The organism is Dactylosporangium sp. NPDC051541 (assembly GCF_044454505.1).
Classification (GTDB): Bacteria; Actinomycetota; Actinomycetes; order Mycobacteriales; family Micromonosporaceae; genus Dactylosporangium.
On the sequence record NZ_JBITDU010000001.1, the window covers coordinates 1,365,132 to 1,387,836 of the forward strand.

Genomic DNA, 22,705 nt, shown 5'->3' on the forward strand with positions numbered 1-22,705 from the left:
CAGCGCACAATACGTCGTCCGTCACGTGCGCGGGGCCCCGGCAGCCATCGATATCCGGGGCGTGGTTGGATTGGCACGTGTCAGATGACCTTGTCATTGCGGTGGAGAACGCGACCGTCACCCGCAACGGCAACCACCTCATCCGCGAGGTGAGCTGGCAGGTCGAGCTGGACGAGCGCTGGGTCGTCCTCGGCCCCAACGGCGCCGGCAAGACCACCCTGCTCAACCTGGCCGGCGCCCGCCTGCACCCGACCCGCGGCACCGTCGACGTCCTCGGCGAGCGCCTGGGCCGCACCAACATCGCCGAGCTCAGGACCCGCCTCGGCTTCACCTCCAACGGCCTGCCCCTCCCGGCCGAGGAGACCGCCCGCAACGTCGTCATGACCGCCTCCTGGGGCGTCGTCGGGCGCTACCGCGAGCGCTACGACCGCCTCGACGAGGGCCGCGCCGTCGCCCTGCTGTCCCAGCTCGGCGTCGCGGGCCTGGCCGACCGCCTCTACGGCACGCTGTCGGAGGGCGAACGCAAGCGGGTACAGATCGCGCGGGCCCTCATGACCGACCCCGAGCTCCTCCTGCTGGACGAGCCCACCGCCGGCCTCGACCTGGGCGCCCGCGAGGACCTGGTGCACCGCCTGTCCGAGCTGGCCGAGGACCCCGACGCCCCGGCCATCGTCCTCGTGACCCACCACGTGGAGGAGATCCCCCCGAGCTTCACCCACGCCATGCTCATGCGCGACGGCGCCGTGGTCGCCCAGGGCCTCCTCCGCGACACCATCACCGCCGACAACCTCTCCACCGCCTTCGGCCTGCCGCTCAAGCTCTCGACGATCGACGGCCGCTTCCACGCGCAGGCGTCCTGAGTCTCAGCGGCCCTTGAAGGTGGGTTTGCGCTTCTCGACGAAGGCGGTCATGCCCTCCGCCTTGTCCTGCGTCGCGAACAGGCCCGCGAAGAGCTGGCTCTCCCAGGTCAGGCCCGAGGCCAGGTCCATCTCCAGGCCGCCGTCCACCGCCAGTTTCGCCGCCCGCAGTGCCAGCGCCGGGCCGTTGACGTAGGGGCGGACGAGGTCGACGGCGGCGGCGTACACGTCGTCCTTCGGGACCACGCGGTCGACCAGGCCGATGGCCAGGGCTTCGGCGGCCGGGACGAAGCGGCCGGTCATGATGAGGTCCTTCGCGCGGGCCGGGCCGATCAGGCGGGCCAGGCGCTGGGTGCCGCCCGCGCCCGGGATGATGCCCAGGGTGATCTCGGGCTGGCCGAGCTTGGCGTCCTCGGCGGCGACCCGCCAGTCGGCGGTCAGCGCCAGTTCGCAGCCGCCGCCGAGGGCGAAGCCGGTGATGGCGGCGACGACCGGCTTGGGGATGCGGGCGACCGCGTCGAAGGACGAGGTGAGCGCGCCCGCGCGGGCGGACATCTCGGGGTAGCCCATGCCGGCCATTTCTTTGATGTCGGCGCCGGCCGCGAAGACCTTCTCGCCGCCGTAGAGGACCACCGCCCGGACGTCGTCGCGCGCGGACGCCTCGGTCGCGGCCGCGCGCAGCTCCTCCTGCAGCTGGATGTTCAGGGCGTTCATCGGCGGCCGGTCCAGCCGGATGGTGCCGATGCCGTCCTCGACGTCCAGCCGCACGAGCGGGGTCTTCGAGTCCACGAGTGTCTCCTCAACGTCGTTGTCGTTGCCCGGAGCGTATTCCGCTGTACCTTCAGAGGTGCCATGGCCACCACGTACTACCGCGACAACGTGGTGCACATCAGCTCCGGCGGTGTGCGCGTCGCTGAAACCTGGTATCCCCTCGACAGCCTCGACTACATCTGGCACGAGCGCACGGGGCGGCTGCGGCACGCCGCCTACATGCTCGGCACGCGCGGTGGCGCCATCGTGCTGGTGCTCGGGCTGCTCGTGGCGGCCGGGGTCCTCGCGCGGCGGCTCGACTTCAGCGGCGACAAGCGCACGATGTACATCGCCGGGGGCGTCCTCGCGGTCATCGTCATCGGCGGCGTCCTCGCGTTCGCGCTGGAGGGGCTGCTCGACCTGCTCGACCGGGCCCACGACCACGGCAAGGGCGTCCACGAGATCTGGATCCGCACCCTGGCCGGGGACGCGATGATCTATTCGACCACGGATTCCCCCAAATTCGGGCAGATCTATCGGGCGCTCCAGCGGGCGGTCGAGCAGTCCGCCTAGACTGCCGCCCATGGTGGCCTTGGGCGTGGACTTCGGCACGTCACACACGGTGGCGGTGGCCCGATGGCCGGACGGGCGGGCCCGGCCGCTGCTGTTCGACGGCTCGCCCTTGCTGCCCTCCGCGGTGACGCTGGAGCAGCAGGGGCTCGTCGTCGGGCGGGACGCCCTGCACGCCGCGCGGCGCGCGCCCGAGCGGTTCGAGCCCAACCCGAAGCGGCGCATCGACGACGGGGCGGTGCTGCTCGGGGCCAGCGCCGTGCCGGTGCCGGAGATGGTGACCGCGGTGTTCCGCCGCGTCCTCGCCGAGTTCACCCGCACCGCCGGCGGGGCGCCGGACGCGGTGACCGTCACCCACCCGGCGGGCTGGGCCGCGACGCGGCGGGCGACCCTGGCGGAGGCGGTTCGCCAGGCCGGACTGCCCGCGGCCGCGCTGGTGCCCGAGCCGGTCGCCGCGGCCACCTACTTCGCCCACGTCCTGCGCCACCTGGTGCCGGTCGGCTCGGCCGTCGTGGTCTACGACCTGGGCGCGGGCACGTTCGACGGCAGCGTCGTCGCCCGCACCGAGACCGGGTTCGACGTGCGCGCGGTCGGCGGGCGGGACGACCTCGGCGGCCTCGACTTCGACAAGCTCGTGGTCGGGTTGATCGCGCGGGCGCTGCCCGAGTCCGGCTGGGCGCGGGTGACCGGGGATCCGCGGGTGTACCGCCAGCTGCGCGACGAGGCGCGGGAGGCCAAGGAGCGGCTGTCCCGGTCGGCGTCCGTCACCGTCCTGGTGCCGGGGCTCGATGTGGACGTACAGCTGACGCGGGAGGAGTTCGAGGCGTCCGCGCGGCCCCTGGTCGAACGCTCCGTCGGCTCCCTGGCCGAGACGGTCCGGCTGTCCCGGCTCACCGCGGACCAGGTCGCCGGCGTCTTCCTGGTCGGCGGGGCGAGTCAGATGCCGCTGATCGCGACCGCGCTGCACCGCGAGTTCGGGCGGGCGCCGGTGACGATCGAGCAGCCGGAGCTGGTGGTCGCCGAGGGCAGCGTGCTCGTCGGCGCGGCGGCCGCTCCCGCGCCTGACGCGCCCGCGCCCACTCCCGCGCCGGTGCCCGAGCCCCGGACCTCGCCGACGCGGCCGGCCGCACTCCCGGCCGCCATCCCGTCGGTGTCCGCACCGCCGACCTCCCCGGGCCCGGTCGCGCCGGTCAGCCCGATGCCGGTCAGCCCCATGCCGGTGAGCCCTATGCCGGTGATGCAACGTCCGCCCTACGCGCCGCCGCGGCCGGTGTACCAGCCGCCGCCGGTGTACATGCCGCCACCGCCGCAGGTCGTCTACTACCCGGTGGCGCCGCCGCCGATGGTGGCGATGGTCCCCCTGCGCAAGGGCCCGTGGTCGATCCGCTGGCCGGCCGGGTTCATGACCTTCTACGCCATCGTCCTGTACATCGGCGGGGCGCTCCTGCTCCTGCTGGCCGGCGGCCTCAACCTGGTCGACCCCGAGACGAACCCCGACATCACCGCCGAGGAGATCGACCGGTTCACCACCGACGGCCTGGAGTTCGGCGCGATCAGCCTGGTGTTCGCCACCCTGCTGCTCAACGCGGCCGGGCGGGCGCGGCGGCCGGCCGCGGGGCACCACTGGTATCCACTGGCCCTCTGCGTCATCGTGGCGGTCGGCAACCTGGCCCTGACCGCCGGCTTCGGCCAGGTCGGGTTCCTGATCGCCACCGTGGTCTTCACGCTGTCCACGGCCATGCTCCTGCTGCCCGGCTCCCGCAAGTGGATGCACCGCCCGCCCCGGCCCCCGCAGGCCCCGGCCCGTTCGTAACGGCCGCCTAGACTCGGGGCCATGCCTACGCCAGGAATCCGGCTCGGGGTCGACTTCGGCACCTCGAACACCGTCGCCGTCGTACGGTGGCCGGACGGGCGCTCCCGGCCCCTCATCTTCGACGGCTCGCCGCTGCTGCCCTCAGCCGTCTACGCCGAGCCCGGCGGCGCGATCATCGTCGGCCGCGACGCCGTGCACAGCGCGCGGCTGGAGCCGGCCCGCTTCGAGCCCAACCCGAAACGGCGCATCGACGAGAGCAATGTGCTGCTCGGCGACCGCGAGGTGCCGGTCGGCGAACTCATCGCGGCGGTGCTGCGGCGGGTCCGCGACGAGTGGGTGCGCACGGTCGGCGACGCGACCCCGGACGTGACCGTCACCGTCCCGGCCTCCTGGGGCGCCACCCGGCGGCTGCAGGTCGCCGACGCCGCCGCGGCCGCTGGCCTCGGCCAGGTCCGGCTGGTGCCCGAGCCGGTCGCCGCGGCCGCGTACTTCACCCAGGTCCTCGGCCACGACGTGAAGGTCGGCTCGGTCGTCGTCGTCTACGACTTCGGCGCCGGCACGTTCGACGCCAGCGTGGTCGCCCGCACCGCCGAGGGCTTCGAGGTGCTCGCCGTCGACGGGCGCGACGACATCGGCGGCATCGACTTCGACAACGCCGTCGTGCAGCACATCGGCACCATCTGCGAGCCGCGGGCGCCGCAGGAGTGGGCGCGGCTGATGAGCCCGCAGACGGTCGAGGACCGCCGGCACCGCCGCCTGCTGTTCGACGACGCGAAGGTGGCGAAGGAGCGGCTGTCCCGCCAGCCCGCGTCGGACCTGACGATCCCGCTGCTCAACTTCGACGTCCACCTCACCCGCGACGAGCTCGAGCGGCTGGCCCAGCCGATGATCGAGCAGACCATCCGGGTGACCAAGGGCGTGATGCGCTGGGCCCAGCTGGGCGAGGACGCGGTCGCCGGCGTGTTCCTGGTCGGCGGCTCCAGCCGGATGCCACTGGTCGCGACGCTGCTGCACCGTTCGCTCGGCACCGCGCCGACCGCGATCGAGCAGCCGGAGCTCGTGGTGGCCGAGGGCAGCATGCTGGCCGGCTCCCGCTCGACGCAGGCGACCGCGCAGCCCGCGCCCGGGCCGGCGACGGGCGTCCTGCCGCAGGTGCCGGGCTTCGACTGGCAGCGCCCCGAACCGGCCTCCGCGCCCCCGGCGTCGGCTCCCTCCGCGTTCTCGGCTCCGTCCGCGTTCTCGGCACCGCCGGTCTCGACGCCGCCGGTCTCCGCGCCACCGGTCTCCGCGCCACCGGTCTTCTCCACCCCGCCGTCGGGCAGCCGGTTCGGTGCGCCGGTCTCGGCTCCACCCGCGGAGAGTCCGCTGTGGCCCCAGCATCAGCCGGTCGCCCCGGTTTCGGTCCCGCCGCCGGTGTCGCAGGTCTCCGCACCGCCCGTGTCCGCGCCTCCGGTCTCCGCGCCCCCCAACCGGCCGGTCAGCAGCGGCCGGGTCTATCAGAGCGCGCCCGAGCCGTCGACCCGATACGACGAGTACGGGCGCCCCTTCAAGTCCGAGGCCCCGCCCCCGCCGCCCATGGCGACCCGCCCGACGCCGCCCCGGGCCGAGCCGAGGCCCGAACCGCGTCCCCAACCCCAGCCGGCGGAGCACGCGAACGTCTACGAGGGCGGGAACCGGCGCAGCCCCGGCGCCCGGCTCCTGCTCACGCTGGTCGTGATCGTGCTCCTGATCGCCGTACCGCTGACCGCCGGCGTCGTCTCCTTCTACCTCACGACCGACCACTGGCCGGCGTTCGTGCAGGACTGGCTCGGCACCGGCACCCCGTAGGGCGGCAAAACGTGAGTAGGATTCGCGCATGACGACGATCGACGGGCACGGCGGGGATCTGGCGCTGGCGGCGCTGCGCGGCTTCGGGGTCAACGAGATGTTCACCCTCTCCGGCGGCCACGTCTTCCCGCTGTACGACGCGGCGAAGCGGGCCGGCGTGCGCATCGTCGACGTGCGCCACGAGCAGTCCGCGGTGTTCGCGGCCGAGGCGGTCGCGAAGCTGCAGCGGCGCCCGGGCCTGGCCGTGCTCACCGCCGGCCCCGGCGTCACCAACGGCGTCTCCGGCCTGACCAGCGCCCTGTTCAACGGCGCGCCGATCGTCGTGCTCGGCGGCCGGGCCCCGCAGTTCCGCTGGGGTTCGGGCAGCCTGCAGGAGATGGACCACCTGCCGATCGTGCGGGCCGTCACCAAGCACGCCGAGACGATCTTCTCGACCGACGAGGTTTACGCGCGGATGCGGGCCGCTGCCCTGACCGCGCTCACCCCGCACCGTGGCCCCGTCTTCGTCGACCTGCCCCTCGAGGTCGTCTTCTCCACGGCCGACGGCATAGCACTGCAAGATGCTCCGGGGGTACTCCCACAGGAACCCGACCCCGACGAGCTCGACCGCGCCGTGCGCCTCCTCGCGGCCGCCGAGCGCCCCGTCATCGTCGCCGGCTCCGACGTCTGGGCCGGCGACGCGACCGACGCGCTGCGCGAGGCCGCGGAGGCGCTGCGGATTCCGGTCTTCGCCAACGGCATGGGCCGCGGCTCGCTCCCGCCCGGCCACCCCCTCGCGTTCGCGCGGGCGCGCAAGCCCGCGTTCGGCGGCGCGGACGTCGTCGCGGTCATCGGCACCCCGCTGGACTTCCGGCTCAACTTCGGCGACTTCGGCGGCGCCCAGGTCGTGCACGTCACCGACGCGGCGACGCAGAAGGCGGGCCACGTCACCCCCGCGGCCGCGCCGGTGGGCGATCTGCGGCTGGTGCTGTCGGCTTTCGCGGCGTACTCCGGCCTGATCGCCGACCACGAGGAGTGGATCGCCACCCTCCGCGCCGCGGAGAACGCCGCCAAGGGCCGCGAGACGGAGGCCCTGGAGGCCGACACCGACCCGATCAAGCCGAGCCGCGTCTACGGCGAGCTGCGCAAGGTCCTGGCCGAGGACGCGATCACCATCGGCGACGGCGGCGACTTCGTCTCCTACGCCGGCAAGTATCTGGAGCCGGCCCGCCCCGGCACCTGGCTCGACCCCGGGCCGTACGGCTGCCTCGGCACCGGCATGGGCTACGCGATGGGCGCCCGGGTGACCTACCCGGACCGCCAGATCTGCGTCCTGATGGGCGACGGGGCCGCGGGCTTCTCCCTGATGGACGTCGAGTCCCTGGTCCGCCAGGACCTGCCGGTCGTCATCGTCGTGGGCAACAACGGCATCTGGGGCCTGGAGAAGCACCCGATGCGCCAGATCTACGGCTACGACGTGGCCGCCGACCTGCAGCCGGGCCTGCGCTACGACGACGTGGTGAAGGCGCTCGGGGGCGCCGGCGAGACGGTCGAGAAGCCCGGGGATCTCGCCGGTGCCCTCGGACGCGCGTTCTCCGCCGGTGTGCCCTATCTCGTGAACGTCCTGACGGACCCCGAGGACGCCTACCCGCGCTCGTCCAACCTCGCCTGAGGGGCCTACTCCAGGCCCAGCAGGCGGGGCAGGGATCCGATCGAGCCGATGACCTCGTGGGCGCCCGCGGCCTGCAGGGCCTGGCGGTCGCCGGCGCCGGTCAGGACGCCGACGAGGAGGCCGGCACCGGCGCGCTGGCCGGCGATCAGGTCCAGGGGCGTGTCGCCGACGACGACCATGCGGCGGACGTCCTCGACGCCCAGTTTCAGCGCGGAGACCAGCATGAAGTCGGGGAAGGGGCGGCCGCGGCCGGCGTCGGCGGGGGAGAGGACCAGGTCGACCTGGCCCCACCAGCCCAGGGCGTCGATGATCGCCTCCTGGGTGGCCCGGGCGAAGCCGGTGGTGAGGGCGACCTTGATGCCGTTCGCGCGCAGCGTTTTGATGGCCTCGATGGCGCCCGGGATCGGCAGGACGGCGCCCTCGTCGACCAGGAGGCCGTAGGCCTCCTCGAACGTGTCGTTGGCGGCCTGGGCCCGCTCCTCGTCGCCGTCGAGCAGGAGGCGGAACACCTCGATGCGGCTCTGGCCCATCGTCTTGCGGACTACGGCGAGCATCCGTTCGTGCTGCGGGGTGCCCGGCGCGACGCCCTCGCCGGCGAAGGCCACCGTGAAGGCCTGCTCGACCAGGCCGTCGTCACGCACCGTAGTGCCTGCCATGTCAATGCAGGCGAGTTGCCACGCGGTCATCGCGCAATAGGAGCACGGTCAGAAGACAGGAGAGTGAACGGCACAAAACCGTCAGAAATCAGCGGTCCGCCGCAAGGCTCGCGGCCGTCCGTCGGGGTCGTGGACGAAGCGGTACAGAAGGCTGGACCATTGGCGGGTCCACCAGGTCAGGTGGGGTGCGTCGTATCGCAGCACCCGGGCCGGTGGTCGATCTCCTACCTTTCCGGCCGCATACCAGTTGGAAAGATTCGCGGCCGAACGCTCGAATGCGGAGATGAACGTTTCCGGGTCATCGTCATCAATGTCGATACCGAGGTGTTCATACGCGAGGCGTCGCCGCAGTGACCGAGCGTACTCGCCGGTAGGGTCGGCGACCGCGCACGTCAGCTCCGAGTCGTGGGTCCACGATCGCAGGCTCACGTTGTCGGAGCCCACGGTGGCCCAGGCGTCGTCGGCGATGCAGACCTTCGCGTGCACGTAGATCGGGGTGCCGTGGGCGTTCTCGGGGCTGAAGACGTGCACGCGGTCGCCGCCGGCCGCATCGATCATGGCCAGTGCGCGCTCCCGACCGTACAACTGCGGCGTCTTGGCGATTTTTCCCGGCGCGTCCGGGTAGCGCGGGACGACGGCGACCAGGTGCAGCTCCGGTGACGTGCGCAGGGCCTCGGCGAAGCACTCCGCGACCTGCGGCGACCACAGGTACTGGTCCTCGACGTAGATCAGCCGCCGCGCCCGCGCGAGGGCCTTGCGGTAGCCGCGCGCGACCGTGCGCTCGCCGTCGGGGGCGAACGGGTACGCGCCCGCGCGCCGGTGCGGGTAGGTCCGCAGCACCTGCACCGCCAGGTCGCCGGCCGGCGGCGGGTCGGGCAGCTGGTCGGGGAGCGGGTCGGGGTGGGTGTCCTCGCGGTAGATCAGGTCGTGCAGGCGGAAGAGCGGGTTGCGCGACAGCGGCGTCGGGTCGGTCCAGCGCTCCCGGAACGTCGCCTCGACCTGCCCGACCGCGGGGCCGTGCAGCTCCAGCTGGATGTCGTGCCAGGGCGGGCGCGGGCCGTAGACGGGGGCCATGGGGACCGCCTGCGCGTCGCCCTCGTGCTCGCTGGAGTCGCCGCGGCCGTGACAGAGGTCGATCCCGCCGACCCAGGCGACGTCGAGCTCGGGGCGGCCGGGGTGGCGCAGGACGATGAACTTCTGGTGGTGCGAGCCGCCGGTGCGCACCCGCATGTCGCGCAGGCACTCGCCGCCCGCCGCCTCGATCTCCTCGCCCAGGTGCTGGTTCTCCTCCTCGTTGAACTGGAACCGGTCGAAGTGCGAGCGCCAGACCAGGCCCTTGACGATGACGCCGCGGCGGGCCGCGTCGCACAGCACCTCCCGGATCTCCGTCCCGGGGCCGTCGAGGCGCTGGTCGGGGTCGCCGCGCCAGTCGGTGAACAGCAGCAGGTCGCCGCGGCGCATGCGGCGCACGGCGGGCAGCAGGGCGGAGTAGTACTCGTGCCCGTCGATGAGCGGGCGCGCGGCGTTGCCCTCGGTCCACGCCTCGAGCTTCGAATGCGGGTTGCCGCGCTCCCGCGCGCTGAGGAACCACTCGCTCATGCCGCGGCCTCCTCCAGCGTCGGCCGCGCGGACGCGGGTGCGGGCCCCTCGCCGCGGCCTGGGTCGCGCTCGCTGCCTGGGTCGCGCTCGCTGTCTGGGTCGCGCTCTCGGTCTCGGTCGAGGTCGCGGTTGGGGCGCAGGAGCCACCAGGCGGCCGTGACCCACAGGCCCGCGAGGAGGCAGCTGCCGAGGATGTCGGTGGGGTGGTGCATACCGCGGTACATCCGCGAGACCGCCACCCACAGCGGCATCAGCACCGCCACGGCGACCAGGACCCAGCGCCACCACGCGCGGGTGCGCGGCAGGACCAGCACGGCGGCGACGGCCCAGATGCAGATCGTGGCCGCGACGTGCCCGGACGGGTAGCTCGACGTCGGCATCGGCCCGTCCATGTTCTCCACGTCCGGCCGCGCCCGCCCGACGATCGCGGCGCTGCCCAGGAACAGGCTCAGCTCGCCGAACATGACCGTGACCAGGAAGACCACCGGCCGCCAGCGGCGCACCGCGGCCAGCGCGAGGGCGCCGATCACCAGGCTGATGGCCAGGATCGCGTGGGTGTTGCCGACCTCGCTGCCGACGATCGTGATGTGGCCGAGCGCGTCCGTGCGGTGCCCGGCGAACCAGTGCGGGATGGTGTGGTCGCCCAGGACATTGCCGTTGCCGTTGCGGTACCGCGCGAGGGGGATGCCGAGCGCGACGAGGGCGCCGAAGGTGAGCACCCAGGCGACACCGAGGCCGGCGACGATCCAGGCGCGCCCGCGCGCGTGGATCAGGGGCAGTGGCCGCTCCGGCGCGCGCGGATGCGCCTCGCTCGGCTGCAGGTCGTCGGCGGCCTCGGGCTCCAGGCCCTCGGTGAGGGGCGCGGTGACCGGCGCGCCGCGCTCGTGCCGCCACAGCTCGAACGCGGCCGCGCACAGCCCGACCCAGGCCACGGCCAGGGACCAGCCGCCGATCACGTCGGACAGGAAGTGCACGCCGAGCGCGAGCCGGCTGAACCCGATCAGGGCCACGACCGCGCCGACGGCGATGAGCAGCGGCCGGCGCCACCGCGGGGCTAGGGCCGGCAGGAACACGAGGACCAGCGCCGCGTAGCAGATGAACGAGTTCAGCGAGTGGCCGCTGGGGAAGCTGTTGCCGCCCCCGTGCGCGACCGGCTCCTCGACGACGGGGCGCAGCCGGCCGACCGCGATCTTGAGGACCGGGTCGAGCACGAGGCCCCCGAGCGCGGTGGCCAGGAGGAAGGCGGCCAGGCGGTATTGGCGACGCACGAGCAGTACCACCGAAGCAATGGCAATGAGCCAACCGAGCACGCCGAAACTTCCCAGGCGGCTGAGGCCGCCCATGAGCTGCACCAGGAACTCACTCGGCGCGACCAGGCGGTTGAGCCCGTTGGCGACCCCGCGGTCGACCGACTCCAGCGGCACCCAGCGCACCCGGACCGCGACCACCAGCACGCTGAACAGCAGCGCCGCGCCGCTGAACCCGACCATCCGCAGAAGTGTCGCCTTGTCACGTCTCACGTTTGATTGCATGCCCAACCTGGGGATTGGCAGAACATGAGGAACAACGATCTGCTGAAGTACCTGACAAGGGTGGGGTTCATCGGCTATGGGCTCTTGCACCTCGCGCTCGCCTGGGTGGCCGCGCAGATCGCGTTCGGCGGGGGCGGCGAGGAGGCCGACCAGTCGGGTGCGTTCCAGAAGCTCGCCCAGCAGCCGTTCGGCGCCGTGCTGCTGTGGTTCGTGATCGTCTGCCTGGTGGCCCTCGCGGTCTGGCAGGCGATTCTGGCTGTCTGGGGCCATCAGGACGCCCACGGCAAGGAGCGCGTCTTCGAACGCGTCGCCTCGGGCGCCCGCGTGATCGTCTACTGCGCCCTCGCGTGGACCGCCGGCAAGGTCGTGCTCGGCGCGCCCTCCTCCAGCGCCCAGCAGCAGCAGGAGGCGGCCGCCGGCATCATGGCCAAGCCCGCCGGAGCATGGCTGGTCGGGCTGGCCGGACTCGCCGTCATCGGCTACGGCATCGGGATGATCTGGTACGGCTGGAAGAAGAAGTTCGAGAAGAAACTGCAATTCGCTTCGGGGGTACGCCACCAGGCCGCCGTCCGCGCCGGTCAGATCGGCTACGCGGCGAAGGGTGTGGCGTTCGGCATCGTGGGGTACCTGCTGCTCGACGCCGCGATCACCAACGATCCCGGCAAGTCGCGGGGCCTGGACGCGGCCCTGCACACCCTGGCCGGGCAGCCGTTCGGCAAGTTCCTGCTGCTGGCGGTCGCGCTCGGGGTGGCCGCGTTCGGCGTGTACTGCTTCTTCCAGGCCAGATACCGCAAGGTGGGGTCGTGAGCATCAAGTCCGCGGTCGTGATCAACCCCTCGAAGGTCCTCGATCTGGACGAGCGGCGGCGGGAGCTGTGCGGCGCCCTCGGAGCGGCGGGCTGGCCGGAGCCGCTCTGGCTGGAGACGACGCCCGAGGACCCCGGATGCGGGATGGCCCGCGCGGCCGCGGAGCACGGGGCCGAGGTGGTGCTGGTGTGCGGCGGCGACGGTACCGTCATGGCGGTCGCGGGCGAGCTGGCCGGGACCGACGTCGCGGTGGCGCTCATCCCCTCCGGCACCGGCAATCTCCTCGCCACCAACCTGGGCATTCCGCGCGACGTCGCGGAGGCGGTCGCGGTCGCCATCACCGGCGAGCGGCGCCGGATCGACGTCGGCGAGGTCGAGGGGGCCGGGATCTTCACGGTCATGGCCGGGATGGGCTTCGACGCCGCGATGGTCGGCGACACACCCGACTCGGCCAAGGCGAAGTTCGGCTGGGGCGCGTACGTCGCGACCGGCCTGCGCAATCTCACCCGGCGCCGCGCGGCCGTGCGCATCCGGGTCGACGGCGGCAAGTGGCTGCACCGGCGGGCCAGCACCGTGCTGGTGGCCAACGTGGGGCGGCTGCAGGGCGGGCTGCCGCTGCTGCCCGACGCCGAGCCGGACGACAGCTACCTGGACGTGGCCGTGCTCACACCGCGCCATATCGGCGACTGGCTGCGGCTGGCCGGCGGGGTGCTGCTGCGCAAGGGCTCGGACGCGCACGGGCTGGAGACGTTCCGGGCCCGCTCGGTCGAGGTCCAGGCGACCCGGGACGAGCCGCGGGAGCTCGACGGGGACGTGATCGCGCCCGCGCGGCGGCTGGCCGCGCGTGTGCGCCCGGGGGCACTGACGGTCTGCGTGCCCGCTGGGTGACTATATCCCCGGATTGTCCTCGTCCGGGCGTTTGAGGTCTTCTTCCCAGCTGCGCAACAACTCCGCGTCGCGGCGTGACTGCGCGGTGTCGATGCCGCGCAGGAAGTCGGGGTCGTCGTCCGGTGCCGTGACCTTCTTGCGGGCGCGGCCGCCGGCGACCACGCCGGCCCGCTGCTCCAGCGACACCGGGCGGCCGGCGAAGAACCAGGCCACCGGGCCGATGACCGGCACCAGCAGGATGATCAGGAACCAGACGGGCTTGGGCAGCCCACGAACGTCCTCGCGCTCCGAGGACAGGCAGTCGATCAACGCGAGCAGCGTCGCGACCAGCACGATCAAGAAGGGCAGTGCACGTCCCATGGCGCAATGATGACTCAGCCGAGGGGGTCATGACACCAGCAACAGGGTGCCCATCGCGCAGTACAGCAGGATGAGTCCGGCCAGGGCCGGCAGTTCTCGCCCGACGGGGGTGGTCATGCGGTTCATCCGCCGCCGGCTGACCCGCACCGCGGCCGCCCAGGTCAGCCCGGTCGTGGCGACGACCAATCCGGCCGTCATGGTCTCCAGGTGTACTGCGGCCAGACGCGCCAGCAGCAGCGCGACCACGGTCATCGAGACCAGCGTCCGCCGCCACGAGAGCTGTGTGCGCTCCGGCTGGGTCTCTTTCACACCAGCGTGGCCACGAGTAGCGCGACCGCGCCCGCGGTGACGACCAGGGCGAGGACGGCGGGGAAGCGCGACGGGGGCAGCGCCTCACCCGTGCGCATCGCCTGCTCCGAGCGGGCCCAGTGATCGACGGCCCGGATGGCGACCAGGGCCCCGAGTGCGAGCAGCGTCACCGCGATCACGACGCGTAACTTGTGCTCGGGCAGGAACTGGGCCACCGCGAGGCCGCCGCCGATCAGCGCCAGCGCGGTGCGCAGCCAGGCCAGGAACGTGCGCTCGTTGGCCAGGGAGAAGCGGTAGTCCGGTGTGGTGCCGACCGAGCGGACCTCGTCCGGGTCGAACCAGAGGCGAATCGCGGACCACATGGACATGAACTGTCACACCCCCTCAGTACTCTCGGCTCGTGTTCAGAACGACGCTCGCCGGACTGCGTGCTCACAAGGTACGTCTTGTGCTGACCGCCGTCGCCGTGATGATCGGTGTGGGCTTCCTCGCCGGGACCCTCGTCTACGGCGACACCGCCCGCGCCGCGTTCTACGACGACCTGGCCCGGGCGGCCCGCAACGTCGACGCGTCGGCCGGCCCGGAGCGGTTGCCGTTCGGCGACCAGACGTCCGGGTTCACCGAGACCAGCCGCCGGCTCGGCTTCGACGACCTCGACGCGGTCCGGGGCCTGCCGCAGGTGCTGCGGGCGGACGGGCGGATGGCCGAGCGCCTGTCGATGCTCGACCCCGACGGGCGCCTGATCGCCAACTTCGGCAAGGTCGGCTGGGCCGTGTCCACCCCCGGCGACCCGGCGCTGAGCATGTTCGACGTGGCCGAGGGGCGGCTGCCGGAGCGCGACGGCGAGATCGCCATCGACGCGACGACGGCGGAGGTCTACCACTTCAGCTCGGGCTCGTCCGTCAACGTCATCGGCCCGGACGGCCGCCAGGTCGCCCTGACCCTCGTCGGCACGTTCGACCTCGGCGCCAACAAGCGCTTCGCCGGTCTGAGCGTGGCCGGCCTCACCCCCGGTGACATGCGCACCGTCGCCGGCGCGACCGGCTATGCGGAGGTCGTCGCGACCGCGCGCCCGGGCGTGACCGAGGCCGCGCTCACCGCCGCGATGCGGGACCGCCTCGGTGCCGGGCCGCGGGTGCTCGGCGGCGAGCGGCTGCGCTCCATCTATGCGACGGCGGCGGCGAAGTACGTCAACGGCTTCCTGGTCGTGCTCTTTGCCTTCGGCCTCGTCGCGCTCGCGGTCTCGGTCTTCGTGATCGCCAACACGTTCGCCATCCTCGTCGCCCAGCGCGTCCGCGAGCTGGCTCTGCTGCGCTGCATCGGCGCCTCCCGGCGGCAGCTGTTCAGCTCGGTGGTCCTCGAGGCGCTCGTCGTCGGCCTCGTCGCGTCCGCGGGCGGCCTCGTCGCCAGCGCCGCGGTCGGCTGGGCGCTGCTGGTCGGGCGCGACGCCCTGGGCAAGTCCATCCAGATCGAGCGCCTGGTCGTCGCGCCCACCACGGTTGCCGTCGGCCTGATCGCGGGCACCCTCTGCACGGTGCTCGCGTCGCTGCTGCCCGCGCTGACCGCGAGCCGGGTCCCGCCGATGGCCGCGCTGTCGGAGGCGCCGGTGGAGGCGGCCGTGCCCGGGCACCGGCGGCTGCGCCTGGGCGGCGCCTGGACCCTGGCCGGGGCCGGCGCGCTGCTCATCGCGGGCGGCACGCGGGCGCCCGGGTTCCTGGGGGTGCCGGTCGTGTTCCTCGGCGCCATCGGGCTCTTCGCGGCCGCGGTCGCCGCCGGGCCGTTCGTCATCGGCGCGGTCACCGCCTGGGCCGGCTGGCTCCCCGCCCGGCTCTTCGGCGCGCCCGCGCGGCTGGCCGTGCAGGGCGCCCGCCGCAACCCGAAGCGGGTCGCGGCGACCACCGGGGCCCTCGCCGTCGGGCTGGCGCTCATGAGCCTGTTCGCGGTGCTGCTGGCCACCACCCGGGCCCAGTCCGAGCGCGAGTTCGACGAGAACTTCGCAGTCGACTACGTCGTCACCGGCGGCTTCGTGTTCAACGAGCGCACCCCGGCCATCCCCGGCGGCGTCGTCGCCGCCCTGCACGGCCGCCCCGAGTTCGCCGCCGTGGCCGGGGCCCGCAGCGACCGGACCGACGTCGACGGCCGGCCCACCGAGGCCTGGAGCATGGAGCCGGGCGCGCTCGGCACCGCGCTGCGCCCCGAGGTCATGCGGGGCTCGGTGGCCGGGTTCGGGGCCGGCGACGCGGCCGTCAAGGGCTCCCTCGCGTCCGCCGTGGGCGCCGGGGTCGGCTCCGAGATCACGGTCGAGGGCCGCACCCTGCGCGTCGTCGCCGTCTACGACGACGCCCCGTCGACCGGCGAGATCCTGCTCGACTGGTCCGACTTCGCCGCCGCGTTCGGTGCCCGCGGCCCCGACTCGGTGCTGGTCAAGGCCGCGGAGGGGGTGCCGGCCGAGACGTCCCGGGCGGCCGTCGACGACGCCGTGCGCCAGGAGCCGCGGCTGCAGGTCTCCAGCCAGGCCGAGTGGCGGGCCAAGGTCACCGAGACCCTCGACCGGCAGCTCCTGGTGTTCTCGGCGCTGCTCGGCATGTCGATCGTCATCGCCCTGACCGGGATCGCCAACACCCTGGCCCTGTCCGTGCTGGAGCGCCGGCGGGAGTCGTCGCTGCTGCGGGCGCTGGGGCTGTCGCGGGCGCAGCTGCGGTGGACGCTGATCCTGGAGTCGGTGCTGATGGCCGTCGTCGGGGCCGTCGTCGGGCTCGGGCTGGGCGTGCTGGCAGGGTCGGCGGCAGCGGTCGGGCTGATCCGGCAATACGGGCACGGCTATCCGGTCGTCCCGGTCGGGCAGCTCGCGCTCTACGCCCTGCTGGCCACGGCGGCCGCGGCGCTGGCGGCCCTGCCACCGGCCCGCCAGGCGATGCGCACGACCCTGCCATAGCCGGTGCCGCCCCGCCTCGTCACGCCTGGCTGTGTCCGAGCGTTTCGGCCGCGGGTGCTCGTGATGCCTTGCTGTGTTTGAGCGCTTCGGCCGCGGGTGCTCGCGCGGCGGTGCGGCTTGGGGCGGCGTTGGTCAGGTGTTGTGGTTGAGGTGCCAGAGTTCGCGGATCGTGTCGGAGACGCAGGCTTCGCGGAGGCGGCCGCAGGTGCACAAGTGGCCGTCCGGGTCGTCGCGGCGGCGGTGTGTGACCAATTCCGCAGCATGCTGGGCGACCGCGGCCGACAGTGGGCGCTGCACCTCGACGACGTCGGATTTTCGCGACATTTCATCCACCCCCGCGGTCCAGGGTGCGCCCGGTTCGTGATGCTTTTCACCGCCATCCCGAACCTACTCCCCAGTAACATCGGTGAGGCGAACCTGTTTCGACTCGCTGCGAGCCGTAACGTGGGGCGCATGTCGCCAGCGACGGCGCGGTGACTGTCAAGCAGGAGGACCTCGGACCACGATGAAGATCGTCGTACTCGTCAAGCAGGTGCCGGACTCCGGCGCGGAGCGCAACCTGCGCAGTGACGACAACACCGTCGACCGCGCGTCGGCGAACAATGTGATCAACGAGATGGACGAGTACGCCATCGAGGAGGCGCTGCGCCTCCAGGAGGCGCACGGCGGCGAGGTCGTCGTCCTGACCGTCGGCCCCGACCGCGCCACGGAGTCCATCCGCAAGGCACTGTCGATGGGCCCGGACGCGGCCGTCCACGTCGTCGACGACGCGCTGCACGGCTCGTGCGCGGTCGCGACCTCCAAGGTGCTCGCCGCGGCCATCGGGCAGCAGCAGGCCGACCTGGTCATCTGCGGCGCCGAGTCGACCGACGGCCGTGTCCAGGTCCTGCCGCACATGATCGCCGAGCGGCTGGGCATCGCCGCGCTGACCGGCGCCCGCAAGGTCACCGTCGAGGGCTCCCAGCTGACCATCGAGCGGCAGACGGACGAGGGCTACGAGGTCGTCACCGCCGCGACGCCCGCGATCGTGAGCGTGTGGGACACGATCAACGACCCGCGATACCCGTCGTTCAAGGGCATCATGGCCGCCAAGAAGAAGCCGCTGCAGACCCTGTCGCTGGCCGACCTGGGCGTCGCGGCCGACGAGGTCGGCGCCGCCGGTGCGACGAGCGCCGTCGTCGAGCACAACAAGCGGCCGCCGCGCCAGGCCGGCAACAAGGTCGACGCGGGCGACGACGGTGGCGTGAAGCTCGTCGAGTACCTCGCTTCCGAGAAGTTCGTGTAAGGGGAGACATCACTCATGGCTGAAGTTCTGGTCGTTGTTGAGGCCTCCTCGCAGGGTGGCATCAAGAAGGTCACGCTCGAGATGCTGACCCTGGCCCGCACGCTCGGCGGCGACGTCGCGGCGGTCGTGTTCGGGGACGCCTCGGCCCTCGCCGACAAGCTCGGCGAATACGGCGCCACCAAGATCTACAACGCCGTCGACGGCGTGTTCGACGAATACCTGGTCGCGCCGAAGGCCGCCGTCCTGGCCGCGCTGATCCAGCGGGTCTCGCCGTCCGCGGTCCTCGTCGCCTCCTCGCAGGAGGGCAAGGAGATCGCGGCCCGGGTCGCGGTCAAGCTCGACAACGGCATCCTGACCGACGTGGTGTCCCTCGACGCCGACGGCACCGCCACCCAGGTCGTCTTCGCCGGCTCGACCATCGTCAAGTCCAAGGTCACCAAGGGCCTGCCGATCGTCACCGTGCGGCCCAACTCCCTCACCCCCGCGCCCGCGCCCGCGACTCCTTCGGTCGAGGCGATCGAGGTCACCGTCGAGGACAAGGACAAGCTGGCGAAGGTCGTCGAGCGCAAGGTCGAGGCCAAGGGCGCCCGCCCCGAGCTGGCCGAGGCCTCGATCGTCGTCTCCGGCGGCCGCGGCGTGGCCAGCGCCGACAACTTCAAGCTGGTCGAGGACCTGGCCGACCTGCTCGGCGGTGCGGTCGGGGCATCCCGGGCGGCCGTCGACTCCGGCTTCTACCCCCACCAGTTCCAGGTCGGCCAGACCGGCAAGACCGTGTCGCCGCAGCTGTACGTGGCGCTCGGCATCTCCGGCGCCATCCAGCACCGGGCCGGCATGCAGACGTCGAAGACGATCGTCGCGGTCAACAAGGACGCGGAGGCACCAATCTTCGAACTGGCCGACTTCGGCGTGGTGGGCGACCTGTTCAAGGTCGTGCCGCAGGCCGCGGAGGAGATCCGCAAGCGGAAGTAGCGCCCACGCTTGGCAGACGCCCGCCGGTCCCCCCGGCGGGCGTCTTCTTGTGCCCGCTTGCTTACCTGTCTGCTTGCTTGCGGCTGCGCGCCGTTTCTTGTGGCCGCGTGCTGCGTGCTGCGTGCTGCGTGCCGGCTTCCTCGGTGGCAGTTTGGATGTGGCGCTGCGGTTTCGCTGGAGCGGGTGGAGTGGCGGTCGCGGGTTTGCCGCTGGGCGGCCGGGTGCGGGTTAGGGGAGCGTGCCGCGGAGCATGCTGTGGCCGGAGTGGGTCGCGTTGCCGTCGTGGGGTTCGGCTGAGATGTCGACGATGTTGTAGCGCGACAGGTCGAGCTTCGCCGGGACGTTGAACGCGCCGTTGCGGCCCAGCACGCCGAGTGCCTCCATGTGGGTGGGCTGGTCACGGTCCAGGAGCCATGCCTCGTAGTCGCCGTCCGGCTGGTCCGGCATGCCGTCGGCGTGGACTACGAGGGTGCGCTGGCCGTCGACGTCTTGCAGGCAGGCGTAGCCGGCGACGCCGTTCGGGGCGTCCGGGAGCGCGGTGAGCTCGATGCGCTTGTCCTGGGGGCGGCAGGTGGCCGCTTCGGTCGTGCCGGTGCCGCTCGGACGCAGCCACAGGGCCGTGCCGCTCGCCGCGAGCAGGGCGGCTGCGGCGGCGATGGCCAAGGTCCGGCGCCAGGTGGGTTTCGGGGCTGCCGGCAGTACCACCGCGGGATTTGCTTTGTGATTTTGACGGGAAATGTCAGTGGTCGGGGGCGGGTCGGTGAACAGGCCGACGGCGGGCGGGGGAGTGTCGCGCCCGGAGGCGGCCAGCTCCGTGCGGATGCGCTGCCACACGTGCTCCGGCGGGGGCGGGAGCGCGCGGAGGCGCGACGTCTGCCGGGCCAGGCCCGCGACGTTGCGCAGTGAGTCCATGTCCGTGCGGCACTGCTCGCAGGTGTCCAGGTGCCCGGTCTCGAGCTGGTCGAGGGTCTCTTCACCGAGCGCCAGGAGTACCAGCCGCTCGGGCTCCAAATGCGGCACCGTCCACCTCCCATCGGCTGCGTAGCCGGGCCATGCCGCGGCGCAGGTGGCTTTTCACGGTGCCGAGGGGCAGTCCGGTGAGTGCGGCGATCTGAGGATGGGTCAGGTCGTCGTAGAACGCCAACTCGAGCACGCGGCGCTGCTCGCCGGGGAGGCGGGCCATCTCGTCGGCCATGACGAGGCGGTCGACGATCCGCTCGGGCGGCGTGTCACTGCCGCCGTCGCGCATGGGCCCGGCCAGGCGGCGTACCTCCTCGGCGATGCGCCCGTCGCGCGCGGACGCGCGGATCTGGTCGACGACCTTGCGCCGGGCGATGCCGAGAATCCAGCCCAGCAGCGACCCCCGGGCCGGGTCGAACCCCTCGCGCCCGAGCCACGCGGCCACGAACACGGCCTGGGTCACGTCCTCGGCGTCGGTGACGCTGCCCACGCCGCGGACGGCGAGGTGGTAGACGGCGGGGCCGAACCGCTCGTACGCCATCCGGAGCGCGCGCTCGTCGCCGGCCCGGAACAGGTCGGTGAAGGCTTCGTCGGCGCTCTGGTCGATGGTCACGCCTGGTCCTGCGGCGCCGGGCGGGTGGGTGTGCGTCGATGCTGGTGCGGTGTCCGGCGGGCCTGTTCGTGCCGCACGTGGGGCTGTTCGTGCTGTGGGTGGGCCTGTTCGCGCCGCGCGTGGGCCTGCTCGCGCCGCGCGTGGGTCGGGTCGGGGCGCGGGCGGGTGTGTTCTCGCGGTGGGTGGGCGTGGTTGTGCGGCGGGCGCCCGGTTCTGGTCCGGGGCTCGCTCGGTGGCTGGGATCGCCGCCGTCGCACGGGCACGTCCTGAAGGTAGCGCGGAGTCTTCTCGGTGGGGATTCGGTTCGCGGGTGCCCGGCGGATGCACCGGGTCGGAAATTTGCGCTGAGTAATTGTGTCGCTTCGTACCGCAGTAAACATTCTCAGGAAGGTGGCACATTGCGGCTACGTACTTACAGTTCGTAATCGCCGGCGGTTCGGGGCCGGCGGCTCGGGTTGCGGAACCGGGCTGCGAGCAGGATTGTTGCCGGTCGATGGGCGTGGTGCGCCCGTTACCCGCGGTGCCGTCACCGGTGCGGGTATGGGGCCGGTGGTTTCGGGAGTGTCGCGATCGCCGCCATACCGGAGCGGTGGTAAGGGGTGCTCGGCCGTTAGGCTTGCCCCGATGCCGTACCTCGACCACGCCGCCACCACGCCGATGCTCCCCGAGGCGCTCGACGCCTACGCCGCGACCGCGCGTGAGGTCGGCAACGCCTCGTCCCTGCACGCACCCGGTCGCCACGCCCGCCGCCGGGTCGAGGAGGCGCGGGAACGGATCGCCGCCGCGCTGGTGGCCCGGCCGTCAGAGGTGATTTTCACCGGCGGCGGCACCGAAAGCGACAACCTCGCGGTCAAAGGCATCTTCTGGGCCCGCCGCGGCGCCGACCCGGCCCGCAACCGCGTCGTGGCCACCTCCGTCGAGCACCACGCCGTCCTCGACTCCGTCGAGTGGCTGGAGACCCACGAGGGCGCCGCGGTCACCTGGCTGCCCGTCGACGCGGCCGGGCGGGTCGACCCCGACGCCCTCGCCGAGGTGCTGGCCGGGGGCGACGTCGCGGTGGTCACCGCCATGTGGGCCAACAACGAGGTCGGCACCGTCCAGCCGGTCACCGAGCTGGCCGCCCTGGCCGCCGCCGCCCGGGTGCCGTTCCACACCGACGCCGTGCAGGCCGTCGGCCAGGTCCCCGTCGACTTCGCCGCCAGCGGCGCGGCCGCGCTGACCGTGAGCGGCCACAAGCTCGGCGGCCCGATCGGCGCGGGCGCGCTGCTGCTCGGCCGCGAGGTCGACTGCACACCGCTGGCGCACGGCGGCGGCCAGGAGCGCGACGTGCGCTCCGGCACCCTGGACGTGCCCGCCATCGTGGCGTTCGCGGTCGCGCTGGAGCTGTCGGTCAAGACGCAGCGCGAGTCGGCGGAACGCATCGGCCGGCTGCGCGACGCCCTGGTCGCGCGGGTGCGTTCGACGGTCCCGGAGGCCATCCTCAACGGCGACCCCGACGACCGCCTGCCCGGCAACGCGCACTTCTCGTTCCCCGGCTGCGAGGGCGACGCGCTGCTGCTCCTGCTCGACGCTCAGGACATCGCCTGCTCGACCGGCTCGGCCTGCTCGGCCGGGGTCGCGCAGCCATCGCACGTGCTGCTGGCCATGGGCGCGGACGACGCCCGGGCGCGGTCGTCGCTGCGGTTCACGCTCGGCCACACGTCCACGATGGCCGACGTGGATGCGTTGGTGGCGGCGCTGCCGGGGGCGGTTGAGCGCGCCCACCGCGCGGCCACGAAGAGTCGCTGAGTCCGGCTCCCCACTTCGCCGTTCCCCTTCCCGCGCGGGCAGCCGCGTCCGCGCCGCACTCGCATCCGCGCCTCCGTGCTTGCGTTCGCGCGTGGTGCTCGCGTCCGCGCGTGGTGCTCGCGTCCGCGCGTGGTGCTCGCGTCCGCGCGCTGCACCTGGGTCCGCGCGCCCTTCTTGCGTCGTGTCCGTGCATTGTGCTCGCGTCCGTGCGCCTCCGTGCTCGCGTCGGTGATGAGCGTGTTCGATTCGTGGGTGGGGCGGCGGGGTGGTTGCGACGGTGGTTGGTGGCGGCGGGGCGGGGGTGCGGTGGAGTGCTAAGTGGTTGTAAACGGGTCAAACAAAACGGTTGGGGGTGGTCGCTGAACAGGTGGAACGGGCTCGGCCGAACGGGTCTTAGGCGGGGTGAGCTACCGGTGAGGAACGCCTAACGAGGTCGGTCGACGGGGTGAATCCGATCGGGTGAATTGTTACCGAGGGGCGCCGATATCAGCAGCTAGCGCGGCGGTGGATTTGGTTACGGCCATTCTTTGACGTTTT

The 22,705-nt window shown here is 72.8% G+C and carries 21 protein-coding genes; 11 read left to right on the top strand and 10 right to left on the bottom strand.

Annotated features, from left to right (window positions below; genetic code table 11):
• The first annotated feature begins 50 nt into the window (after positions 1 to 50).
• Positions 51 to 860, top strand: a complete 810-nt coding sequence (locus ACIA8L_RS06195) for an ABC transporter ATP-binding protein (protein WP_395901754.1) — start codon at positions 51 to 53, stop codon at positions 858 to 860.
• Positions 861 to 863: 3 nt separating this feature from the next.
• Here the strand turns inward: ACIA8L_RS06195 and ACIA8L_RS06200 are convergent, their stop codons facing one another.
• Complete coding sequence (locus tag ACIA8L_RS06200; protein WP_395900994.1) at positions 864 to 1,646, bottom strand: enoyl-CoA hydratase/isomerase family protein; 783 nt, start codon at positions 1,644 to 1,646, stop codon at positions 864 to 866.
• A gap of 63 nt (positions 1,647 to 1,709) precedes the next feature.
• Between ACIA8L_RS06200 and ACIA8L_RS06205 the strand changes: the two genes are divergently transcribed.
• Genes ACIA8L_RS06205 through ACIA8L_RS06220 form a run of 4 tightly spaced genes read left to right on the top strand, consistent with a single transcriptional unit; the run spans position 1,710 to position 7,468 of the window.
• Positions 1,710 to 2,180, top strand: a complete 471-nt coding sequence (locus ACIA8L_RS06205) for a DUF6232 family protein (RefSeq protein WP_395900996.1) — start codon at positions 1,710 to 1,712, stop codon at positions 2,178 to 2,180.
• A 10-nt stretch (positions 2,181 to 2,190) separates the two neighbouring features.
• Positions 2,191 to 3,990, top strand: a complete 1,800-nt coding sequence (locus ACIA8L_RS06210) for an Hsp70 family protein (RefSeq protein ID WP_395900998.1) — start codon at positions 2,191 to 2,193, stop codon at positions 3,988 to 3,990.
• A gap of 21 nt (positions 3,991 to 4,011) precedes the next feature.
• Entirely contained in the window at positions 4,012 to 5,817 is a 1,806-nt protein-coding gene (locus tag ACIA8L_RS06215) for an Hsp70 family protein (RefSeq protein ID WP_395901000.1), read from the top strand.
• Positions 5,818 to 5,845: 28 nt separating this feature from the next.
• On the top strand, positions 5,846 to 7,468 hold the full coding sequence (locus ACIA8L_RS06220; RefSeq protein WP_395901002.1) for an acetolactate synthase: 1,623 nt from the start codon (positions 5,846 to 5,848) through the stop codon (positions 7,466 to 7,468).
• 5 nt (positions 7,469 to 7,473) lie between these two features.
• Here the strand turns inward: ACIA8L_RS06220 and ACIA8L_RS06225 are convergent, their stop codons facing one another.
• Genes ACIA8L_RS06225 through ACIA8L_RS06235 form a run of 3 tightly spaced genes read right to left on the bottom strand, consistent with a single transcriptional unit; the run spans position 7,474 to position 11,243 of the window.
• On the bottom strand, positions 7,474 to 8,154 hold the full coding sequence (locus tag ACIA8L_RS06225; RefSeq protein WP_395901004.1) for a phosphonatase-like hydrolase: 681 nt from the start codon (positions 8,152 to 8,154) through the stop codon (positions 7,474 to 7,476).
• Positions 8,155 to 8,205: 51 nt separating this feature from the next.
• Complete coding sequence (locus tag ACIA8L_RS06230; protein ID WP_395901006.1) at positions 8,206 to 9,723, bottom strand: phospholipase D family protein; 1,518 nt, start codon at positions 9,721 to 9,723, stop codon at positions 8,206 to 8,208.
• The gene (locus tag ACIA8L_RS06235) at positions 9,720 to 11,243 is read right to left on the bottom strand and encodes a phosphatase PAP2 family protein (protein ID WP_395901008.1); all 1,524 of its coding nucleotides are present in this window, start codon (positions 11,241 to 11,243) and stop codon (positions 9,720 to 9,722) included. The genes ACIA8L_RS06230 and ACIA8L_RS06235 overlap by 4 nt, the downstream gene beginning before the upstream one ends.
• Before the next feature lie 36 nt (positions 11,244 to 11,279).
• Here ACIA8L_RS06235 and ACIA8L_RS06240 point away from each other — a divergent pair, with 36 nt between their 5' ends.
• Both ACIA8L_RS06240 and ACIA8L_RS06245 read left to right on the top strand, forming a co-directional pair.
• Entirely contained in the window at positions 11,280 to 12,062 is a 783-nt protein-coding gene (locus ACIA8L_RS06240) for a DUF1206 domain-containing protein (RefSeq protein WP_395901010.1), read from the top strand.
• Complete coding sequence (locus tag ACIA8L_RS06245; protein WP_395901012.1) at positions 12,059 to 12,949, top strand: diacylglycerol/lipid kinase family protein; 891 nt, start codon at positions 12,059 to 12,061, stop codon at positions 12,947 to 12,949. The genes ACIA8L_RS06240 and ACIA8L_RS06245 overlap by 4 nt, the downstream gene beginning before the upstream one ends.
• On the opposite strand, the gene ACIA8L_RS06250 is transcribed toward ACIA8L_RS06245, so the two are convergent.
• The 3 genes from ACIA8L_RS06250 to ACIA8L_RS06260 are packed head-to-tail and all read right to left on the bottom strand — an operon-like array spanning position 12,950 to position 13,980.
• Positions 12,950 to 13,309 carry a PLD nuclease N-terminal domain-containing protein gene (locus ACIA8L_RS06250; RefSeq protein WP_395901014.1) on the bottom strand — a complete coding sequence of 120 codons (360 nt, stop codon included), beginning with the start codon at positions 13,307 to 13,309 and terminating at the stop codon, positions 12,950 to 12,952.
• Between the two features lie 27 nt (positions 13,310 to 13,336).
• Positions 13,337 to 13,618 (bottom strand): DUF202 domain-containing protein, encoded by a 282-nt coding sequence (locus ACIA8L_RS06255; RefSeq protein ID WP_395901016.1) that lies wholly within the window; start codon positions 13,616 to 13,618, stop codon positions 13,337 to 13,339.
• Entirely contained in the window at positions 13,615 to 13,980 is a 366-nt protein-coding gene (locus ACIA8L_RS06260; RefSeq protein ID WP_395901018.1) for a YidH family protein, read from the bottom strand. The genes ACIA8L_RS06255 and ACIA8L_RS06260 overlap by 4 nt, the downstream gene beginning before the upstream one ends.
• Positions 13,981 to 14,018: 38 nt before the next feature.
• Here ACIA8L_RS06260 and ACIA8L_RS06265 point away from each other — a divergent pair, with 38 nt between their 5' ends.
• Positions 14,019 to 16,553 (top strand): ABC transporter permease, encoded by a 2,535-nt coding sequence (locus ACIA8L_RS06265; RefSeq protein ID WP_395901020.1) that lies wholly within the window; start codon positions 14,019 to 14,021, stop codon positions 16,551 to 16,553.
• A 132-nt stretch (positions 16,554 to 16,685) separates the two neighbouring features.
• On the opposite strand, the gene ACIA8L_RS06270 is transcribed toward ACIA8L_RS06265, so the two are convergent.
• Positions 16,686 to 16,877 carry a hypothetical protein gene (locus tag ACIA8L_RS06270; RefSeq protein WP_395901022.1) on the bottom strand — a complete coding sequence of 64 codons (192 nt, stop codon included), beginning with the start codon at positions 16,875 to 16,877 and terminating at the stop codon, positions 16,686 to 16,688.
• A gap of 181 nt (positions 16,878 to 17,058) precedes the next feature.
• Here ACIA8L_RS06270 and ACIA8L_RS06275 point away from each other — a divergent pair, with 181 nt between their 5' ends.
• Together ACIA8L_RS06275 and ACIA8L_RS06280 are read left to right on the top strand one after the other, a co-directional pair.
• A complete protein-coding gene (locus ACIA8L_RS06275) occupies positions 17,059 to 17,838 on the top strand; it encodes an electron transfer flavoprotein subunit beta/FixA family protein (protein ID WP_395901024.1) in 780 nt (259 codons plus the stop codon).
• Between the two features lie 15 nt (positions 17,839 to 17,853).
• Positions 17,854 to 18,807 carry an electron transfer flavoprotein subunit alpha/FixB family protein gene (locus ACIA8L_RS06280; RefSeq protein WP_395901026.1) on the top strand — a complete coding sequence of 318 codons (954 nt, stop codon included), beginning with the start codon at positions 17,854 to 17,856 and terminating at the stop codon, positions 18,805 to 18,807.
• 228 nt (positions 18,808 to 19,035) lie between these two features.
• Here ACIA8L_RS06280 and ACIA8L_RS06285 read toward each other — a convergent pair whose 3' ends face one another.
• Complete coding sequence (locus ACIA8L_RS06285) at positions 19,036 to 19,818, bottom strand: anti-sigma factor (protein ID WP_395901028.1); 783 nt, start codon at positions 19,816 to 19,818, stop codon at positions 19,036 to 19,038.
• The gene (locus ACIA8L_RS06290) at positions 19,781 to 20,308 is read right to left on the bottom strand and encodes an RNA polymerase sigma factor (protein WP_395901756.1); all 528 of its coding nucleotides are present in this window, start codon (positions 20,306 to 20,308) and stop codon (positions 19,781 to 19,783) included. Before ACIA8L_RS06290 ends, ACIA8L_RS06285 begins: the two co-directional genes overlap by 38 nt.
• Positions 20,309 to 21,004: 696 nt before the next feature.
• On the opposite strand from ACIA8L_RS06290, the gene ACIA8L_RS06295 reads away from it, so the two are divergent.
• Positions 21,005 to 22,168 carry a cysteine desulfurase family protein gene (locus ACIA8L_RS06295; RefSeq protein ID WP_395901030.1) on the top strand — a complete coding sequence of 388 codons (1,164 nt, stop codon included), beginning with the start codon at positions 21,005 to 21,007 and terminating at the stop codon, positions 22,166 to 22,168.
• Positions 22,169 to 22,705: the final 537 nt, after the last annotated feature.

Excerpts from the sequence above, each read along its gene's own strand:
- ACIA8L_RS06205 (WP_395900996.1), top strand. The coding sequence starts at position 1,710 with ATGGCCACCACGTACTACCGCGACAACGTGGTGCACATCAGCTCCGGC.
- ACIA8L_RS06210 (WP_395900998.1), top strand. The coding sequence starts at position 2,191 with ATGGTGGCCTTGGGCGTGGACTTCGGCACGTCACACACGGTGGCGGTG.
- ACIA8L_RS06215 (WP_395901000.1), top strand. The coding sequence starts at position 4,012 with ATGCCTACGCCAGGAATCCGGCTCGGGGTCGACTTCGGCACCTCGAAC.
- ACIA8L_RS06220 (WP_395901002.1), top strand. The coding sequence starts at position 5,846 with ATGACGACGATCGACGGGCACGGCGGGGATCTGGCGCTGGCGGCGCTG.
- ACIA8L_RS06225 (WP_395901004.1), bottom strand. The coding sequence starts at position 8,154 with ATGACCGCGTGGCAACTCGCCTGCATTGACATGGCAGGCACTACGGTG.
- ACIA8L_RS06230 (WP_395901006.1), bottom strand. The coding sequence starts at position 9,723 with ATGAGCGAGTGGTTCCTCAGCGCGCGGGAGCGCGGCAACCCGCATTCG.
- ACIA8L_RS06240 (WP_395901010.1), top strand. The coding sequence starts at position 11,280 with ATGAGGAACAACGATCTGCTGAAGTACCTGACAAGGGTGGGGTTCATC.
- ACIA8L_RS06250 (WP_395901014.1), bottom strand. The coding sequence starts at position 13,309 with ATGGGACGTGCACTGCCCTTCTTGATCGTGCTGGTCGCGACGCTGCTC.
- ACIA8L_RS06260 (WP_395901018.1), bottom strand. The coding sequence starts at position 13,980 with ATGTGGTCCGCGATTCGCCTCTGGTTCGACCCGGACGAGGTCCGCTCG.
- ACIA8L_RS06270 (WP_395901022.1), bottom strand. The coding sequence starts at position 16,877 with ATGTCGCGAAAATCCGACGTCGTCGAGGTGCAGCGCCCACTGTCGGCC.
- ACIA8L_RS06275 (WP_395901024.1), top strand. The coding sequence starts at position 17,059 with ATGAAGATCGTCGTACTCGTCAAGCAGGTGCCGGACTCCGGCGCGGAG.
- ACIA8L_RS06280 (WP_395901026.1), top strand. The coding sequence starts at position 17,854 with ATGGCTGAAGTTCTGGTCGTTGTTGAGGCCTCCTCGCAGGGTGGCATC.
- ACIA8L_RS06290 (WP_395901756.1), bottom strand. The coding sequence starts at position 20,308 with ATGGCGTACGAGCGGTTCGGCCCCGCCGTCTACCACCTCGCCGTCCGC.
- ACIA8L_RS06295 (WP_395901030.1), top strand. The coding sequence starts at position 21,005 with ATGCCGTACCTCGACCACGCCGCCACCACGCCGATGCTCCCCGAGGCG.